The organism is Paraburkholderia sp. GAS334 (assembly GCF_050436625.1).
Classification (GTDB): domain Bacteria; phylum Pseudomonadota; class Gammaproteobacteria; order Burkholderiales; family Burkholderiaceae; genus Paraburkholderia.
Window position 1 is genome coordinate 671456 of sequence record NZ_JBNDMO010000001.1, and the last position, 17195, is coordinate 688650.

The 17195-nt window shown below is 60.9% G+C and carries 15 protein-coding genes and 2 pseudogenes; 11 read left to right on the top strand and 6 right to left on the bottom strand.

From position 1 onward, the window contains the following. Positions 1 to 66: 66 nt before the first annotated feature. From P3T21_RS02990 to tssD, 4 genes and pseudogenes are all read right to left on the bottom strand, one after another. Entirely contained in the window at positions 67 to 1035 is a 969-nt protein-coding gene (locus tag P3T21_RS02990) for a LysR substrate-binding domain-containing protein (RefSeq protein WP_429254426.1), read from the bottom strand. A 197-nt stretch (positions 1036 to 1232) separates the two neighbouring features. Beyond that, the gene (gene tssE, locus P3T21_RS02995; RefSeq protein WP_429254525.1) at positions 1233 to 1664 is read right to left on the bottom strand and encodes a type VI secretion system baseplate subunit TssE; all 432 of its coding nucleotides are present in this window, start codon (positions 1662 to 1664) and stop codon (positions 1233 to 1235) included. A gap of 10 nt (positions 1665 to 1674) precedes the next feature. Then, positions 1675 to 4422 (bottom strand): type VI secretion system ATPase TssH, encoded by a 2748-nt coding sequence (gene tssH / locus P3T21_RS03000; RefSeq protein WP_429254427.1) that lies wholly within the window; start codon positions 4420 to 4422, stop codon positions 1675 to 1677. A gap of 149 nt (positions 4423 to 4571) precedes the next feature. Continuing rightward, a pseudogene (gene tssD, locus P3T21_RS03005) lies at positions 4572 to 4847 on the bottom strand (type VI secretion system tube protein TssD); the annotation flags it as partial. On the opposite strand from tssD, the pseudogene tssF reads away from it, so the two are divergent. The 7 genes and pseudogenes from tssF to tssJ form a co-directional block, all read left to right on the top strand. Continuing rightward, positions 4846 to 5895, top strand: a pseudogene (gene tssF / locus P3T21_RS03010) (type VI secretion system baseplate subunit TssF); the annotation flags it as partial. The pseudogenes tssD and tssF overlap by 2 nt on opposite strands. Continuing rightward, on the top strand, positions 5859 to 6995 hold the full coding sequence (gene tssG / locus P3T21_RS03015; protein ID WP_429254428.1) for a type VI secretion system baseplate subunit TssG: 1137 nt from the start codon (positions 5859 to 5861) through the stop codon (positions 6993 to 6995). The pseudogene tssF and the gene tssG, both read left to right, overlap by 37 nt. A gap of 13 nt (positions 6996 to 7008) precedes the next feature. Then, a complete protein-coding gene (locus tag P3T21_RS03020; protein WP_429254429.1) occupies positions 7009 to 7446 on the top strand; it encodes a DUF3304 domain-containing protein in 438 nt (145 codons plus the stop codon). 19 nt (positions 7447 to 7465) lie between these two features. Beyond that, positions 7466 to 7912: a DUF3304 domain-containing protein gene (locus P3T21_RS03025; protein ID WP_429254430.1), complete on the top strand. Its 447-nt coding sequence runs from the start codon at positions 7466 to 7468 to the stop codon at positions 7910 to 7912. A gap of 19 nt (positions 7913 to 7931) precedes the next feature. Then, positions 7932 to 8372, top strand: a complete 441-nt coding sequence (locus P3T21_RS03030; RefSeq protein WP_429254431.1) for a DUF3304 domain-containing protein — start codon at positions 7932 to 7934, stop codon at positions 8370 to 8372. Between the two features lie 21 nt (positions 8373 to 8393). Continuing rightward, on the top strand, positions 8394 to 10235 hold the full coding sequence (locus tag P3T21_RS03035) for a T6SS phospholipase effector Tle1-like catalytic domain-containing protein (protein WP_429254432.1): 1842 nt from the start codon (positions 8394 to 8396) through the stop codon (positions 10233 to 10235). 61 nt (positions 10236 to 10296) lie between these two features. Next, positions 10297 to 10848, top strand: coding sequence for a type VI secretion system lipoprotein TssJ (gene tssJ, locus P3T21_RS03040; RefSeq protein WP_429254433.1), 552 nt, complete (start codon positions 10297 to 10299; stop codon positions 10846 to 10848). Between the two features lie 165 nt (positions 10849 to 11013). Here tssJ and P3T21_RS03045 read toward each other — a convergent pair whose 3' ends face one another. Beyond that, a complete protein-coding gene (locus P3T21_RS03045) occupies positions 11014 to 12129 on the bottom strand; it encodes a diguanylate cyclase (RefSeq protein WP_429254434.1) in 1116 nt (371 codons plus the stop codon). A 243-nt stretch (positions 12130 to 12372) separates the two neighbouring features. After that, complete coding sequence (locus tag P3T21_RS03050) at positions 12373 to 13242, bottom strand: LysR family transcriptional regulator (RefSeq protein WP_429254435.1); 870 nt, start codon at positions 13240 to 13242, stop codon at positions 12373 to 12375. A gap of 96 nt (positions 13243 to 13338) precedes the next feature. Between P3T21_RS03050 and P3T21_RS03055 the strand changes: the two genes are divergently transcribed. From P3T21_RS03055 to P3T21_RS03070, 4 genes are all read left to right on the top strand, one after another. After that, positions 13339 to 14325, top strand: a complete 987-nt coding sequence (locus P3T21_RS03055; RefSeq protein ID WP_429254436.1) for a zinc-dependent alcohol dehydrogenase family protein — start codon at positions 13339 to 13341, stop codon at positions 14323 to 14325. A 183-nt stretch (positions 14326 to 14508) separates the two neighbouring features. Continuing rightward, positions 14509 to 14826 carry a hypothetical protein gene (locus tag P3T21_RS03060; protein ID WP_429254437.1) on the top strand — a complete coding sequence of 106 codons (318 nt, stop codon included), beginning with the start codon at positions 14509 to 14511 and terminating at the stop codon, positions 14824 to 14826. A gap of 250 nt (positions 14827 to 15076) precedes the next feature. Continuing rightward, positions 15077 to 16249 carry a 4-hydroxybenzoate 3-monooxygenase gene (locus P3T21_RS03065; RefSeq protein ID WP_429254438.1) on the top strand — a complete coding sequence of 391 codons (1173 nt, stop codon included), beginning with the start codon at positions 15077 to 15079 and terminating at the stop codon, positions 16247 to 16249. A gap of 258 nt (positions 16250 to 16507) precedes the next feature. After that, positions 16508 to 17182 carry a TetR/AcrR family transcriptional regulator gene (locus P3T21_RS03070; protein WP_429254439.1) on the top strand — a complete coding sequence of 225 codons (675 nt, stop codon included), beginning with the start codon at positions 16508 to 16510 and terminating at the stop codon, positions 17180 to 17182. Positions 17183 to 17195 lie beyond the last annotated feature (13 nt).

Below are 17195 nucleotides of genomic sequence, written 5' to 3' on the forward strand. Positions count from 1 at the left end.
CAGCGGGTGACTGAGGCATCAAAGGAAAAGATTTTGACGACAGGTGAGGGTGGCTCACCTGAACATTCAGGAAGCGGGCGCGGTTCGGTCAGGATCTTCGCTGCGCGGTTCCAGATCGACAGCAGCGAAGGTGTCTGCATTGTCTTCGACGGTTGCGGCTTCTTGGAGCAGCCATTGCCGGAAGGTGGCGAGATCGGGGCGATGATCGGCGGCTTCCGCGCTCACGAGCCAGTACGCGGTGCCGGCGACAATCACCTCCGGACTGATTTCGACGAGCGCGTTCGCAGTGAGTTCGCGATCGACGAGCGGCCGTCTTCCAATCGCCACGCCCATGTCCATTACGGCGGCCTCGTACGCAAGCTGGACGGTATCGAAGCGCATGCCGCCTGACGGTTCGATATCCTGCCTGCCTGTTCCGTCCAGCCATGCCTGCCAGTCTTCGCTTGCTGAATCGACGTGAAGCAGCTTTGCGCGACGCAGATCGATGTTGCCCTCGCTATCGATGAGCGTAGCGCGGTACGCCGGACTGCACACCGGCACCAGGCGTTCGCCGAACAACCGGTGCCATGTCGCGCCGGCAACCGGTTTGCGGCTCAACCGGATTGCGAAATCGAAGCCATCGTTGGGGAATTCGACCAGCCTTCGCGAGGTATCGACGGTCACGTTCGCGTCGGGCCAACGGCTGCGGAATGCGTGCAGTCGCGGCAATAGCCAGCGGGACGCGAGGGTGGGCGCGCAGCTCACGGCGATCGTGCGATGCGCCCGCCTGTCGGGCAGACGCTGTGTACCGGTCGCAATCAGCTCAAACGCTTTGGAGATGTACGGCAGATAATCCGCGCCCTCGGATGTGAGCGAAAGCCCACGAGGTTCGCGAACGAAGAGTTCGACGCCGAGTGCCTGTTCAAGGCCGACGATCGCATGACTGACAGCGCTTGGCGTCACGTTGAGTTCCGCTGCCGCGAGCTTGAAACTCTGATGTCTCGCGGCCGCTTCAAAGAATCGGAGCGACGAAAGCGGAGGAAGACGAAGCGGCATTGCATCTCCAGCGAAGCAGGTTTCAGGCGTGATGGTTGGGCACCGCGAAGCTGGACGGCTCTGCGGAAGCTTAAGCGGGTCGACTGTGCTCATCATAAATGCAATGCGCGTCGTCGAGAATGCGCATCAACGAGCGTGCGTTGCGCTGCCCTGATCTTCGAGGCAGTTATTGAAGATCACACGCGTCTGTCCCACGCTCACTGGTCCGGCTTCAGTGGCTGCGCGCGCTCCACTCGCATACGCCCAGGCGGCTCGAAATAGGTCCCGAAACGCACGAGCCCCGCTTTTTTCAGGTGACAGGTCATCCAGAAGCTGACCAGCAGGCCGGGGTCGGGCCTGTCGTCGACCTCGACATCAATTGCGCGGATACGCGGCTCGAACTTCAGCAGTGTTGCCTCCATCCGGTTCCTGAGGTCGTGAACGGAGGCGGGAAGATTCCTGTACACGTCGGTGAGATCCGGGAGCCCATAGTCGGGCACGTGCTTCAGCGCTCCGGCGCGCGTGTTCAGGATGCGCCGGATATTCGCCTGGACGCTGAGGATTTCTAGCGTTTTATCGTCGTGAGCTTCGAGCGGCTCGCCGTCGATATGGCCGAGCAGCATGTCGTAGAGGGAGGGGCCGGCGGGCATCGCATTGACCTCAGGTCGAAGCTTCGGTGGCAGGAACATGACCGACCGTTTCGTTGTGTTCGCCGTCGGCGCGGTCGACGAAATCGATCATGAGGTTGCCTTCATCCGACGCCCCGAAGGAAGTCCCCTTGGGGGACATCGACAGCCGGATCTCGGCGGGTGCCAGACCATCGGCCATCCTGGCGAGCAGTTCACGCGACACTGCCGGCAGAATCCGCTGGTTCAGGAGCGCGTCAACGTTGCGCGCACCGGACTCCCGCGCGAGACACAGTTGCGCGAGGGATGCCGTCAGCGCCTCGTCGCACGAAAGCGCAACGTTATGTTGCCGGCGCAGGCGCTCAGCCACCTTGCCGATTTTCAGTTTCACGATGGATTCGAGCGCCGCCGCTTTCAGTGGGCGGTAGACGAGCGTCTGGAAGCGCGCAAGCAACGCCGGCTGGAAATGCGCGACGAGTTGCGGACGGATCGCCTCGAGCAGTTCATCCTGTGAGATGGCCGGATTATCCGCCGTCGCTTCGTCGATCTGCGCGCTGCCGAGATTCGACGTCATCAGGATCACACAGTTGCGAAAATCGATCTCGCGGCCCTCGCCGTCTCGCATCGCACCGCGGTCGAATACCTGATAGAAGAGGTCTAGCACGTCGCGGTGCGCCTTCTCCACTTCGTCGAGCAGCACCACGCAGTACGGCCGTTGCCGCACCGCTTCGGTGAGCACGCCGCCCTTGCCATAGCCGACGTAGCCCGGGGGCGATCCCTTCAGTTGCGAGACCGTGTGGGCTTCCTGGTATTCCGACATGTTGATGACGGTCAGTGCCGATTCGCCACCGAACAGCAGGTCGGCGAGCGCGAGAGCCGTTTCCGTCTTGCCAACGCCGGATGGACCGGCGAGCAGGAAAACACCCAGCGGAGCGTGTTCGGTTTTCAGGCCTGCCCTGGCGGTGCGCAGGCTCTCGGCGAGCGCGGCGAGTGCATCGTCCTGTGCGACAACCCGTTGGGCCAGGCCGTGTTCGATCGCCAGCAGGCTGCGCAGTTCGTCTTCAACCAGATTGCCGACAGGCACACCCGTCCATTCGGACACGACACGCGCGATCGCCTGCGCATCGACGTCGGCGAAGACCAGCGGCGTCTTGCCCTGCGCATCTGACAGATTACGCTGTGCGGCCTCGATCGTTGCGGCGTCGCTGCCAGTTTCTCGATGGCCGAGCAACCCACCGACCAGTTCGAGTTCGCGCGTGTAGCGTTGCTGCAACTGCTCGCTTTCTGTTCTCGCCGCGGCGAGTGCCTCGTTCAGCGTTTCACGCTCGCCAGCCAGTCCCGGCACACCAACCTGCTGATCGGAATCGAGCGTGGCAAGCTCAAGTTCCAGCGCGGTCACCGTTGCGGCGGCACGCTGCAGGTCCGGCGGTGGCGATTCAAACCCCATGCGCACACGTGCGGCAGCCGTGTCGATCAGATCGACCGCCTTGTCCGGTAGTTGACGCGCCGGGATGTAGCGACGCGACAGCTTCACCGCAGCTACGATCGCTTCGCCGCGGATATGCACGTTGTGGTGTTTCGCATAACGGCTCGCCAGTCCGCGCAGCATCAGGCACGCCGCATCGTCGTCCGGCTCCTCGACCTTGATGACCTGGAAGCGCCGCTCAAGGGCGGCGTCGCGTTCGAAGTATTCCTTGTATTCGGCCCACGTGGTCGCCGCGATCGTGCGCAGCTCGCCACGCGCGAGCGCGGGTTTCAGCAGGTTCGCGGCGTCGGCGCCGCCGGCGGCGTTGCCTGCACCGATCAGCGTGTGGGCTTCGTCGATAAAAAGCAGGATCGGTACGGGCGAGGCCTGCACTTCGTCAATCACGTTCTTCAACCGCTGCTCGAATTCGCCTTTTACACCTGCGCCCGCCTGAAGCAGACCGAGATCGAGCGTGAGAATGCGCACGTCACGAATGACATTCGGCACGCTGCCTTCAGCGACGCGCAGTGCGAGCCCTTCGACAAGCGCGGTCTTGCCGACACCCGGCTCCCCGACGAGAATCGGATTGTTCTTTCGACGTCGGGCGAGCACGTCGACCATCTGCTGGATTTCGCGATCGCGGCCGAAGACCGGGTCGATGTCGCCGCGCCGCGCTTTTTCGGTCAGGTCGATGGCGAAGCGGGCGAGGGCGTCACCGTCTGTGCTTCGGTTCACTCCAGCAGAGGGCGGCGCCTTCCGTTGCGCCCCGCCGTCTGTCACCGCAACACCGTCGGGCGATACAGGTGCTTCGCTTTCCGCGGCGTTCCCCGCATCGTGCCGCACTCCCTCAACCGAATACCGGTCCAGTTCACGCAGCAGCAGCTGGATCTGGGTGGAGCTCACGGACAGAAGCGGCCAGGCGTCGGTCGCGCGAAGCACATGCGGCGCATCTGCAACCGCCTGCAGCAGGTTCGCCGAACGGATCGGCTGCGCGGAATCACCAGCTGACGTATGGAGCCAGGCGCTTTCGAGCACACTCGCGAGTGATCGGGAAAGGGACGGCTTGCCACGCAGCTCGCGAGGCAGACGGTCAATCGCCGTGAGCAGCGCGTTCCATACGGCGTCAATGTCGATCTCGTAGCGGCGCAGGATCGCGGGAATATCGCCGTCGCCTGCTTCGATGAGCTTCAGCAGCCAGTGCTCGACGGTTATCTCACTGGCAAGGCGCGCGTTACAGAGATTCGCGGCCGCTTCAAGCGCGCTCGCGCAATGCGGATTGAGTTTGCGAAGCAGATGAGTGGTGTCGCGCATCGTCATGGTGGTACCCGGTCCTGGGGCGCGGCAGGGAAGAGGTCTGCCGGTAACAAAAAACGCCAGTCCACAGGGTGAACTGGCGAAACGACGGTCGGCACACAACCGATGCGGGGATCAGTCGGGCCGGTACCGGCCTCCTGAGAGACTGTCGCTTAGGAGCGCTCGTTCCACGTGTCCTTGTGGATGATATTGCCGTCCTTGTACGACCACGTGATGGTTTCGTAGCGCAACTCGACCTCTTCGAGGTGGTTGTGCTTCTCGTATGCCGGGTCCTTGATGTCGAGCATCTTCGGGCGCACGGCGACGATCTTCACGTTGTCGAGCTTCGTGTTGAAGTACTCCTTCTCCTTGCCCGCGTCGTCGATCTTGTACCACTTGACCTCGACCGACTTGAGCGTCTGTCCGCTCGTGACGGCCTTGTACAGGTATCAACTTCTCCTCGAGTATTTCAGCTTTCCTGAGAAATTCCTCTTCGTTGATCTCTTCGGCATCGATCTCGCCGCGCTGGCCCCAAGCGTCACCGAATTCGAGGTCGAAGTCGTGCTCAACCAGACGTATCCGGCGGATCTGCGATTCTCCGAAAAGAACATCCGGCTGTTCTGCACGCCGATCATCAACCTGTTCCGGCTCGACGCGGAGCCGGTCCGCGTGGATCACCACGAAACCGAATACGCTGTACGGCCGCGTCAGCGTCACGGCGGCCACGTCGAGACGTATTCGGTCGACGCCCTGGACGCACACGATCACGACTCAGGGGCGCGCATCGAGTACGTGCCGTTCTCCAGTTTCAAACATCGCGGCGGCATGCTGCGGCACGATGCACCGGAGCGCTACTATCACACGCGCGTTCAGCAGGGGGTGAAGGGGCTTTACGAAACGTGGGTGGTGCTCGGTGGCCACGCATGGGAAAACGCGGAAGACCTGCCGCGCGAGACGCTCTCATTGCGCGTCACCGGCACGAACGGGATGCTGCCGCGCAAGGGTCTGCGCGAGGCCAGCATCAACGAACTGATGAGCGGCGTACCGAACGTAGCGCGCGTGCGCAATCTCGTGTCGCCGACCCTGCCATTGCACCCGCCAAGGGGCGACCGCTTCCAGTGGCGGGTGCTTTCGCATCTGGCGCCGAACTATCTGTCGCTGATCGATGCCGAAGTGCTGCGCGGCACGCTCGCGCTCTACGACTGGACGGACGGCGAAATGAACCGGCGGCGTCTTGACGGCATCCAGAAGGTCACCCGCAAGGGCCTGCGCAAGGTAACGGGCGGGGCGGTCGAACGCGGCCTGCAGATCGAGGTGACGCTCGACAGCCGCGCGTTCTCGGGCGAAGGCGACCTGATGCTTTTCGGGGAACTGCTGCACCGTTTCTTCGAACTGTATGCCGACGTGAATCTTTTCACGCAACTGGTGATCGTCAGTCTGCCGACCCAGGAGCGTATCGAATGGCCGGCGAGCAAGTCGGACCGGGCGCCGATATGAGCGAAGCGGACGACGTGCGCTACGGCATGGGTGGCATGGGCTTGCGAAGGCCAAAGCTCGCGCCGTTCGTGCGCGCGGTGCTGGCCAGCGCACCGCGCATGAATATCTTCCAGCTTTGCCGGCTGCTCGAGTTGCATACGCCGGAGCTCCCGGGCTTCGGCTCGCAGGACGCGCTGGAGCATGAACCCGTTCGATTCCGGCCCAAGGGACGCGTGGGCTTTCCAGGCTCCGAAGTGGCGGGGGTGGAGTTCGATGAGGAGCGGCCGGAGGCGCCGCCGTCGGTGCGCACGACCTTCCTCGGGCTGTACGGTGTGAACGCGACGATGCCGTCGCACCTGATCGATGACATCGTGCTGCGGCGCGAAGGACACGAGAAGGCGATGGCCTTTCTCGACATATTCAACCATCGCGTCGTCACGCTCCTTTACCGCGCCTGGCTCAAATACCACTATCCGGTCAGCTTCCGTGCGGGCGGGACCGACGATATCTCGAACTATCTGCTGTGTCTGGCGGGTCTCGGGATCGGTAACGCGGCGCATAAGTCGGGCCTCGCCCCTTCAAGACTGCTGGCCCTGCTGGGGCTGTTCACGCAACGCACGCGCCCAGCCGAAGGGCTCGCGGGCGTGGTGCGATACCTGCTGGACGGTGCACAGGTCGCGGTGCGCGAGTTCTATCCGGTGTGGACGCCTGTCGGGACGCCCCAGGGGCTGACGGCCCGGCCGCCGCTGCGAGCTGCGGGCGGTAAGACGCTGAGTGGTCTGGGCGACGGGCACGTGCTCGGCTCCCGCCTGCTCGACCATTCACAGGCAGTGCTCGTCACGATCCAGCCGCTCGATGCCGCGCAGACTCATGCATTGCTGCCTGGCGAGCCGCTACATGACGACCTGATGCGCCTGGTGGCCGTGTATCTGGGCCAGAAGGCCGACGCCATCCTGTGCATGAAGATCCCCGCGGCAAATGCGCCGCAACTCGCACTGACTGCCGGGCCACCTCCGGCGGGCGTGCACCGACCACGTCTTGCCTGGACGGCGTTGCTTACACCTGCCGCCAACCAGACGGTAACGATTAACCTCGGGCGATACGACTCGCTGAACCCGTGAAAAATCGAGCGCCATGACAACAATGAAGAAACTTGCTGGTGGCCTAGTGCTTTTGCTCTTGAGCACTATGCTCTCCAATTGCCACGCAGCCGCAGACACTATGGGCTTGGGTGTCGTCGGATACCACCATACCGACCACGACATCGGCGATTTCTCTGTCAACGGCGAAGTTGGCTCGTATGTTGGCAAGCACGAAGAACATGGCGAAGCCTGTTGTGTTTCCCTCCCAGCGAAATACAGTCCCGGCATGGCAGTGACGGTGACGTGGACGGATGAATACAACAAAAACCCTCAGATCCGGGCCGTTCCTGTGCCACCTTTCAAGCCAAAAGACACTGGCGTATTTGCGGTACATTTTCTGCGCAACGGTGATATCAAGGTCTTCGTTACAGACCTCGTAATTATAAGCAATCCAGACTACCCACTGAAGGGAGACGAAGATCGCATGTGAAAACAATAAGGATAGCAAGATGTATCGTCTACTAAAAATTCTTGCCTGTATCGTGATACTCGCACTGTCGACTGCTTTGCTCGTCCTTCGCAATGCGGCAGCCGACAACACCATGGGCCTCGATGTTGTGGGCTACAACCATACCGACCACGATATCGGTGGCTTTTCGGTCAATGGTGAAGCTGGTTCGTATCTCGGCAAACACGAGGGTGGCGGAGGATTTTCCTGCTGCGTGTCCCTGCCGGCGAAATACACCCCCGGCATGACCGTAAAGGTGACGTGGACGGATGAATACAACAAGAATCCCCAAAGTCGTACTGTCGCTGTTCCTACCTTCGGTCCAAAGGACACGGGGGTATTTGCTGTGCACTTTCTGCGCAATGGCGAGATCAAGGTATTCATCACGGACCTCGTATTTTTGAGCAATCCAGACTATCCGCTCAAAGGCGACGAAGCCCGGATGTGAAAATAATATGGATAGCAAAATGTATCGTCTACTTAAAATTCTTGCATGTGTCGTGATACTCGTACTGTCGACTGCTTTGCTCGTCCATCGCAATGCGGAAGCCGATGACACCATGGGCCTCGATGTTGTGGGCTACAACCATACCGATCACTCAATTGGCAGTTTTTCAGTCAACAGTCAAGGGAGCTCGTTTCTCGCCAGGCACGAACAGGGAGGCTTTGCCTGCTGCGTGTCCCTGCCAGCGAAGTACAAATTCGACATGACAGTGACGGTGACCTGGACGGATGAATACGACGAGCATCCTCAAAGCCGTGTTGTCGCTGTCCCCCCGTACACGCCTGAGGATGGCGGCATGTTTGCTGTACATTTTCTGCGCGATGGTCAGATCAAGGTGTTTGTCACGATGCTCGGCCCTAGGCACCCCAACTACCCGCTGAAGGGCGACGAAGCTCGGATGTGAACAATAACAAGGACGATCAACATGTCTTACACGATCACTGCTCCCGAACCCTTGCCCGCAGATGGCTATCGCAAGCTTTCCCCGCGCGACATGGCACGAAGAGCGGCTGCGATGGACTGCATCCACAAGAAGGAGGCTGGGCAATGCCCGGGACAGGTGTATGTCACCCTGTTCTTCGACGGCACTGGCAACAACCAAGATTGGATTGAGCCGAAGACCACTGGCACTCAAAGGGATCGCGACAAGCACAGCAATATCGCCCGGCTATTTAACGCCGCGACTCCTGATCCAGATCTTGGATTCTTTCCTTACTGCATCTCTGGCGTCGGCACGCCATTCAAGGAGATTGGTGACAGTAACCAGAGCGGTAGCACGCTTGGTCTGGGTGCTGGCTACATGGGTGCCGACCGTATTAACTGGGGCATCACGCGGGTTTTAAACGCTGTTCACTACTACGTCACGGGCACGCTTCTGCTCAACGACGCAGTCGCCAAAGTCCTCGTGAACTCCATCAGCTCCGGTTCGAGCACAACGTCTGGCACCACGCTCGGGCAGACGCTGGCCACCCCCGCCATTACTAATCTGGGTACAAAGTTAGGTCAGACGCTCGCGAACATGGCAATGGAAAAGCAACGCCGTATTGCTGCTCTGCGTCAATGGGAAGACAGGCTCGCTGCGGTCCTCAAAAGCAGCCAGCGCAAGGTCACTTCCGTCAACGTCGCGGTGTTAGGTTTCTCGCGCGGTGCGGCAGAAGCCCGCGCGTTTGCAAACTGGTTGAGTGAGTTGCTGAAGCGCGATGACGGTGGTTACTACACACTGGCGGGCGTTCCGTTGCGCCTGTATTTTCTTGGCCTGTTCGATACGGTCGCGTCGGTAGGCGTTCCAAACATGATACCCGGTGTGAACGGCCATATGGCATGGGCGGATGGTACGCAGTCCATTCCGGGAATAGTGGAGCAGTGTGTCCATTTCATTGCGCTGCACGAGCAGCGCGCCTGCTTTCCGCTGGAGATGGTCGACAACGTGCGGCAGATAGCCTATCCCGGCATGCACTCAGATGTGGGCGGTGGCTATCTGCCTACCGAGCAGGGTAAATCCGGGCAGTTGTCACAGATTCCGTTGAACGACATGTACTACGAGGCCCTCAAGGCTGGTGTGCCTTTGCACTCACGCGACGAAATCAATAGTAAAGGATTCGAGGCGCTCAAGAAGCAGTTTGACATACCGGCCGATCTGCTTGCGGCGTACAAGGCGTACTGGAGCGATAGCCGTATCAACACGAACGCATCAGGCAATGATGGTGTGCTTGATGTGATTCACCAGCACACGCGCCAGTATCTGCAGTGGCGAAAAGCGCTGCCGGCCAAAGTGGATCTTGAAAACCGCGATTTCTATAATCACGCCACAACCGATGACCGGGACCAGCTGAAGGAAGCTCAGAACGGTCTTGCTGAACAGGTGAATGCAATTCGCGCCACCCTGCAATCTCCGCTGAAAACGGCAGGAACTGACGCACTCCTTAATCTGCTGTCACCTGTCGTGGCAGCAAAATACGCGTGGGAGCACCGTCCTGGCAGCAGCGAAACGCGCGAGCTGTTTTCGGCAGTAATCGAGAACGCCGAAGTGCCCGTTGGAGTAGAAAAGCTATTTAATGGCTACTTGCACGATTCGCGCGCAGGATTCCGCATTCCGAAGAAGATGGAGCCACAGGACATTACGGGCGGCTACCTGCGCTATCGGAACGTCTATCAGAACAACCATGAGCAGACGGTGGCAGCTCTGACACAGGACGATGGTGCCACGTTGGCTGAAAATATCACGGAGAAAGCGTTGAATGGAACTGACGAAGAAGCCACGGTTTGAGCAGATTTTGCACGTGTTGCGGGCATTCTCAAAATCTCGATCGCGACGACTCGCTGAACGCATGAATCACGAAGAATCCGTGCGGACATTTCCTGTAGTGGTCGTCGTAGGTTTGTGCCTCACTCTGTCGGCCTGCGGAGCATGGCAGTCCGTCTCGGAAGGCACAGCGAGCACATACAACGCCGTGTTTCACAAGACAGTCAAGACATTGAACGTTGACCTGAGCGCGCGTTCCGCGTTGAACAGCGGGGCAGCCGGAGAGCCGCTGTCGGTCGCGGTACGAATCTACCAGCTGAAGGACCGCAAGGCGTTCGATGTCGCTTCCTACGATGACCTGCTGCAGAACGACCGCACGGTGCTCGCCCAGGATCTGCTGGATACAGCGAGCGCGATTGTCACGCCTGGAGGAGCGGTCAACCTGTCTCAGCCGATACGCGCTGACACGCAGTATGTCGCCGTCGTTGCATTCTTCCGCGACTCGGCGGGAGGTGGTAACTGGCGCCGCGTGTTCCCTAAAAAGGCGCTCTCGCCCGACAATCCGCTAAAGCTGCAACTGATCGACAACGAACTTGTTGTGACTAGCGACGTACCAGAAGAGCGGCCCGCGCCATGATTGCCGCGGACCTCTTCGTGACGCCGAGGAACTGGCCAGCCGTGCAGGGACTGGTGACGACTTCGGCGCAGCCCGCTTCGCTGGCTACGCCGCCGGAATGTGTTGTACCCGATCGTTGCACGCCGGCGTACATCCAGTCGGGCCTGCAATGTGAACTGCTTGCGCCTACAACGATAAATGACTGTCGGCGTGCGTCATGGATACTTGCGCGCCAGGCTTCGACGAGTAGGCGCCGTGCTCGCCCGACACGAAGACGCAATCGCGGCCTTTCGCTTTCGCCGCATAGAGACAGCGGTCAGTCTCCATCATCCAGGCCGTGAAATCGGTCATGCCGGGCCGGTAGCAGGTGAGGCCGGCACTCGCCGTGCAGCGCAGCGCGCGGTCAGGGTTGCCGGTGCGCAGGCGCAGATCGAGCAGCAGCAATTCGACCATCGGTTGCGCATCCGCCAGTTTCAGCCCCGGCAGAATGACGGCGAATTCCTCGCCACCATACCGGCCGACAATATCGCCGGGCCGCAGCGTCATCTGCAGAAAATGCGCGAAGCTGCGCAGCGCCGCATCGCCGGCGGCGTGGCCCTCGGTGTCGTTGACGCGTTTGAAGTGATCGAGATCGAGCAGCAGCAGGCAGCATGACGCGCCACCCGCGCGGCAGCGTTCGAATTCGATGGCAAGCAGGTCTTCCCAGTGGCGACGGTTCCACAGACCTGTCAGCCCGTCGGTACGGCTCAGGCGTTCCGATTCGCGCGCGTGCGACGCCAGTTTCTGCGACATGCGGTAGGTGGACCAGCCGAGCGCAAGCGGGTACAGCACCAGAAACGGCACACATGCGATAACCGTCGGCATCTGCGATTGCGGCTCGAACGTCAGGCCGAGCGTCAGCGCGCCAATCGCAAAACCAGAGAAGTGCGCGACAACACCACGCAGAAAGAAACGCATGCCGCCGGCCGCGATGTTGTCCATGCTCAGCATCGCGAGAATCAACACGCATGGCAGCAGATTGAAGCGCATCGCGACCACCCACAGGCCGCCGAAGATCGAATCGATCATCAGATTGCAGCGTTCGCCGCGATACGGAATCTGCCAGGTCAGCGCCGCGCGATACGCGACGTGAGGCCAGATAAAACCGTGAAAGACGAGTAATGCCCACAGCCAGAGGCTTGCATGCAGCTGATAGAAAACCGATGCGACGCAGAAAAAGCCGATACCGAGGCCGATCATGCGCAGACGATAGACCCGCCCGGCGAAACGCTTTCCTTTGCCTGCATATCGATTCGTGCTCAACGCTGTCCCCGATGTCGGCGGTAGGCTGGGATGTCGCTTAGGTACAGCGCTCGCCGATGATTGTATCTGATGCAAGCTTTGCCGGGCGACGATGTTGCTACGTCCGAAACGGCTTTGCTGGGATATGCGGCGCGGGCGCGCCAAAACGTCGACGCAAGGCGCGTAAGGAATGAGCCTGCGCGTTCGCCTTATGTGCGTCCATGAGCACCCCTGCGTGCAACCGCCGCGCTGCGTAGCGATGCATCAAACGTTGGCCAGCGCCTCGACGGTCATATCGACGATTGCGCGAAGTCGCGCGACGCGACGCAGGTCGCGGTGATAGCCGAACCAGACATCGCGTCCCGGCGGCGTTTCGCCCAGATCGATGCGCTGCAGGCCCGGCGTCGTATCGCCAAGCGGGCAGGGCAACACGGCAAAGCCACCTCCTTCCGCGCACATACGCGCCTGTGCGCCGCGATTGTTGCTGCCGAATGCGATGGTTGCTTTCGGCAGCATGCGTTTGACCCACACGACGTCAGGCAAGACATCGAATGCGCTATCCATGCTGATGAGCGTGTGACCTTCGCCGTCGCCTGCGCGCGGCGGGACGAGATCGCTGCGCCCGTATAAGGCGTAATCCATGTGCATCAGCTTGCGCTGGATGACATCGGGTTCGTCGAAGGGGGTGATGCGAAACGCGAGGTCGGCTTCGCGACGCGCGAGGTTGTAGGGGCGCGAATCCGTCACGAGTTCAAGGGAGACGCCTTTGTGCCGGGCCAGAAATCTCGCGAATACGGGCGTCAATACGTGGACGCCGAACCAGTCCGAAGACGATACGCGCAAAACGCCGGTCAACTGTGCATCGCTGCCGGCAAGCGCGCGCGTGAAGCCGAGCGCTTCTTCTTCCATTCTTTCGGCGTACGCGAGCACGGCTGTGCCTTCATCGGTCAGGACGAAGCCGTCGCTGGTACGCTGGAAAAGCACGTGGCCAAGCGCTTCTTCCAGCGCGCGCAGCCGGCGGCCCATCGTCGGCTGGGTCTGGCCGACCTGCTTCGCCGCCGCGCCCAGCGTGCCGCTGCGCGCGATAGCAAGGAAGATCCGCACGTCATTCCATTCAGGATTGTGGCCAGTCATTTTCGTTTGGCGGTCATGCAAAAACGTAGATTTACATGCTGTTTCGCATGAACCAGTATGGATGCATCTCCTCCTTCCTTCAACAGGGAAAACATCATGTCCATGCAGGCACTCGTCCTCAATCGCTATAACGGTCCGCTCGAAATGACGGATCTCTCGAAACCCGAACCGTCGCGCGGTCAGGTGCTTGTGCGCATCGCGGCAAGCGGGCTGAATCCGCTCGACACCAAGATCCGCGCCGGTAGCGCTGCGCACGCGAAGCATCCGTTGCCGCTCGTACTGGGCATCGACCTCGCGGGTACTGTCGAGGCGGTCGGCGCGGACGTCAGCGCATTCAAGCCCGGCGACGAGGTGTACGGGATGACGGGTGGCGTCGGCGGTATCCAGGGATCGCTGGCGCAATACGCGGCCGTCGATGCGGACCTGCTTGCGCTGAAGCCTGCCACGTTGACCATGCGCGAAGCGGCTGCGCTGCCGCTTGTGTTCATCACGGCGTATTCGGGCATCGTCGACCGGGCGCGCGTGCAGGCGGGTCAAACGGTGCTGGTGCAAGGCGGCGCGGGTGGCGTCGGACATGTGTCCGTACAGCTCGCGGCCGCGCTGGGCGCGAAGGTGTTCGCCACGGCGAGTTCGCGCGATCTCGACCTTGTCGCGCGCCTCGGTGCGACAGCCATCGACTATCGTGCGCAGTCCGTCGAGCAATACGTGGCGTCGCTGACAGAAGGCGCGGGTTTCGATGTCGTGGTGGATACCGTAGGCGGCGCGACGCTGGACGCGTCGTTCGCGGCGGTGAAGCATTTTGGTCACGTGGTGAGCGCGTTGGGCTGGGGTACGCATGCACTGGCGCCGCTCTCGTTTCGCGAAGCCAGCTATTCGGGCGTGTTTACGCTGCATCCGCTACTGAGCGGCGAGCGCCGGGCGCATCATGGTGCGATATTGCGCGATGCCACGCGTCTCGTTGAAGCAGGCAAGCTCACACCGCGGCTCGATCCGCGACGCTTCGACCTTGCTTCAGCAGAACGCGCGTACGAAGCGATCACGAGCGGAACCGCGCGAGGCAAGATCGTGGTGGACGTCGCGTGATACGCGCCGCCTGTATATACGGCGAATGAGGGCGTGGTTGCAGCGGGTGCGCACAATGCCGGGCGGACGTGTACATTGCCCTTTGTGTCCTGTTGCAAATAACGGGAGCCACGGACCTGGGTCACTTCGCAGTAGCCGTCAGGCTCCGTGTATTCAACGATCGTTCCTGGCGTGGAGGCCAACATGACAATGTCTTGCACAAAAAGCGTGACGCTCCTGCTCGTATCGGCAGCTTTGAGCTTCGGGTTCGCGACTTCGACGATGGCTCAAGGCGCGAGTGATGCTGCCCCGGGCAATGGCGCAGCTGCGGCAACGACCCCTGCCAGTCCGACCAAAGCGGAGAAAAAGGCCGCAAGAAAGCAGGCGCGCGCGAAGAAGAACGCGGAACTGAAGAAGCTCGAAGATGCGGGCTACAACCCGTCGCAGAACGATCCGAACTATCCGGACAAGCTGCAAAAGGCAGAGAAAAAGGCGGGTATCGGTCAGGCCGCCAGCCAGTAAGACCGGACCTCGCTGCGGGCGCTGAAAGGTGCCCGCAGCGTTTTGCATTGAACCACGATGCGGTTTTACCGAAGGCTTTCGAGTCCTGGGCTTTTCGTCTGGTTTCGGTTGGCGCGTGTAAAAGCGCGTTGACCTGCTGTCGACCTGTATCTCAAAAACAGATAGTGCATATCCCTGATATCGCGTTGCGCGATACGGTCTGTGTTCGTCACACTGGGTGCAAATCATTCGCCGCATTCAGGAGACAGACATGCGCACTCAGGTTGGCATCATCGGTGCCGGGCCGGCAGGCCTCCTTCTTTCCCATCTTCTTCATCTTCGCGGCATCGAGTCCGTTGTGCTCGAAACACGCGGCCGCGAGCAGATCGAATCCACTATCCGCGCCGGGGTGCTCGAACAGGGCACGATGGATCTGCTCATCGAATCCGGCGTGGGCGCGCGGATGCAGGCGGAAGGTGCGCTGCATCACGGCTTTGAACTCGCGTTCGAAGGCAGGCGGCGCCGCATCGACCTGACCGGACTGACGGGCCATTCGATTACCGTCTACGCGCAGCACGAAGTGATCAAGGACCTTGTCGCCGCGCGCGTGGCCGCTGGCGGCGAACTGCGTTTCAATGTCTCCGATACATCACTGCATGGCCTCGATACCACGGCGCCCTCGATCCGCTATCGCCACGAAGGCGAAGCGTGCGAACTGCAATGCGATTTCGTGATTGGCTGCGACGGCTCGCAAGGCGTGTCGCGCGCATCGATCCCGCAGGCTTTGCGAAAGGATTACGAACGCGTGTACCCGTTTGGCTGGTTCGGCATTCTGTGCGAGGGCAAGCCTTCGTCGGACGAATTGATCTACGCCCGTCACGATCGCGGATTTGCACTCGTGAGTACGCGCTCAGCACACGTGCAGCGGATGTATTTTCAGTGCGACCCGAAGGATTCTGTCGAGAACTGGTCGGATGACCGGATCTGGGCCGAACTGCATGCACGGGTCGATTCGGAAGATGGCCAGAAGGTTGTGGACGGGAAGATCTTCCAGAAGAACATTGTCGGGATGCGCAGTTTCGTATCGACCACGATGCAGCACGGCCGCCTCTTTCTCGCGGGCGACGCCGCGCACATCGTGCCGCCGACCGGCGCAAAGGGTATGAATCTCGCGGTCGCCGATGTACGCGTTCTCTCGAATGCCTTGCGCGCGTATTACGCGGAGGATCGCCACGATCTGCTCGCGAGCTATAGCGAAACCGCGTTGAAGCGTATCTGGCGCGCCGAGCATTTCTCCTGGTGGATGACGCGCATGATGCACCGTCTCGACGATGCCTCGCCGTTCGAGCAGCGGTTGCAGGTCGCTGAGCTGGAGTACGTTACAACGTCGCGCTTCGCAGCGACCGCGATGGCGGAGAACTACGTCGGCGTTGCGCCGGTGTAAATGCAGCGCTGCGTTGCGCCGCAAGTCATCACGCAGCCATCCGGCGCCGCGCGACAGCTGCGGACACGTATTCCATTCGATCTGTCCGGGATTTTGATATTCGCTTGATAGGGGAAACTAAAACCGGGAAAATAGTTTCTATCGACGGCAGGCCGTTTTCACGGTGCGCGGCGATGCAGACAATTTTTCCGCGCCAGCCCATTGCGTGAAGCGCGTCGTTCAAAGGACGCAGGCAGCATGACAACCCGAGCACCCCGTGTGACGAATCGAACAGAGGACGCGCAGGCGTCGGCCGCACAGCCGCCGCCTGCACCCCCGCACGTCGATTTCGACGACGGTCCATCCGGCCGCATTCTTGCGGCCGCGCGCGAAATCCTCCTGCGCGACGGCTATAGCGGACTCACGATGGACGGTCTCACGCTCGCGCTTGGTATGAGCAAGAAAACGCTGTACGTCCATTTTTCTTCGAAGGATGCGATGGTCTCTGCGATTCTCGCCGCGACGGGCGCCACTGTTCTTCGTCGGGTTGGCGAAATCCTTCAGCGCCAGGGCGGATTCGTCGAGAAACTGGATGGCGTGCTGCGTATCGTGGCCGCGCATATCGGCTGCTACAACGCTGAGATTCTGGCAGATCTTCAACGCTTCGCGCCCCAGCTCTATGACGAAATCGACGCAATCAAGGTGCATAACATTCCGCTGGGCCTGACCCGTGTTCTGAAACTGGGCGTGGAACAGGGCATGGTGCGCGACGATGTCGACACGACGTTTCTGGTCGAGTACTGGCTGGTTGTCGCGAGAGGTCTGCACGATCCGGCCATGCTGGCGCGCACGCAACTTACATCGCAGGACGCATTCAACAAGGCGCTCGACCTGTTTTTCTCCGGGGCGCTGACGTCTTCGGGCCGCGCGCGTGTCCGCGCGCGGCGAGAGTAGTTTCTGCGCGCGG

What these genes read in the sequence shown, in the direction of transcription:
- P3T21_RS03050 (WP_429254435.1), bottom strand. Translation starts at nt 13,242, where the DNA reads ATGACTGGCCACAATCCTGAATGGAATGACGTGCGGATCTTCCTTGCT.
- P3T21_RS03060 (WP_429254437.1), top strand. Translation starts at nt 14,509, where the DNA reads ATGACAATGTCTTGCACAAAAAGCGTGACGCTCCTGCTCGTATCGGCA.
- tssG (WP_429254428.1), top strand. Translation starts at nt 5,859, where the DNA reads ATGGCCGGCGAGCAAGTCGGACCGGGCGCCGATATGAGCGAAGCGGAC.
- tssE (WP_429254525.1), bottom strand. Translation starts at nt 1,664, where the DNA reads ATGCCCGCCGGCCCCTCCCTCTACGACATGCTGCTCGGCCATATCGAC.
- P3T21_RS03065 (WP_429254438.1), top strand. Translation starts at nt 15,077, where the DNA reads ATGCGCACTCAGGTTGGCATCATCGGTGCCGGGCCGGCAGGCCTCCTT.
- P3T21_RS03030 (WP_429254431.1), top strand. Translation starts at nt 7,932, where the DNA reads ATGTATCGTCTACTTAAAATTCTTGCATGTGTCGTGATACTCGTACTG.
- P3T21_RS03020 (WP_429254429.1), top strand. Translation starts at nt 7,009, where the DNA reads ATGACAACAATGAAGAAACTTGCTGGTGGCCTAGTGCTTTTGCTCTTG.
- P3T21_RS03035 (WP_429254432.1), top strand. Translation starts at nt 8,394, where the DNA reads ATGTCTTACACGATCACTGCTCCCGAACCCTTGCCCGCAGATGGCTAT.
- tssJ (WP_429254433.1), top strand. Translation starts at nt 10,297, where the DNA reads ATGAATCACGAAGAATCCGTGCGGACATTTCCTGTAGTGGTCGTCGTA.
- P3T21_RS03055 (WP_429254436.1), top strand. Translation starts at nt 13,339, where the DNA reads ATGTCCATGCAGGCACTCGTCCTCAATCGCTATAACGGTCCGCTCGAA.
- P3T21_RS03025 (WP_429254430.1), top strand. Translation starts at nt 7,466, where the DNA reads ATGTATCGTCTACTAAAAATTCTTGCCTGTATCGTGATACTCGCACTG.
- P3T21_RS02990 (WP_429254426.1), bottom strand. Translation starts at nt 1,035, where the DNA reads ATGCCGCTTCGTCTTCCTCCGCTTTCGTCGCTCCGATTCTTTGAAGCG.
- tssH (WP_429254427.1), bottom strand. Translation starts at nt 4,422, where the DNA reads ATGACGATGCGCGACACCACTCATCTGCTTCGCAAACTCAATCCGCAT.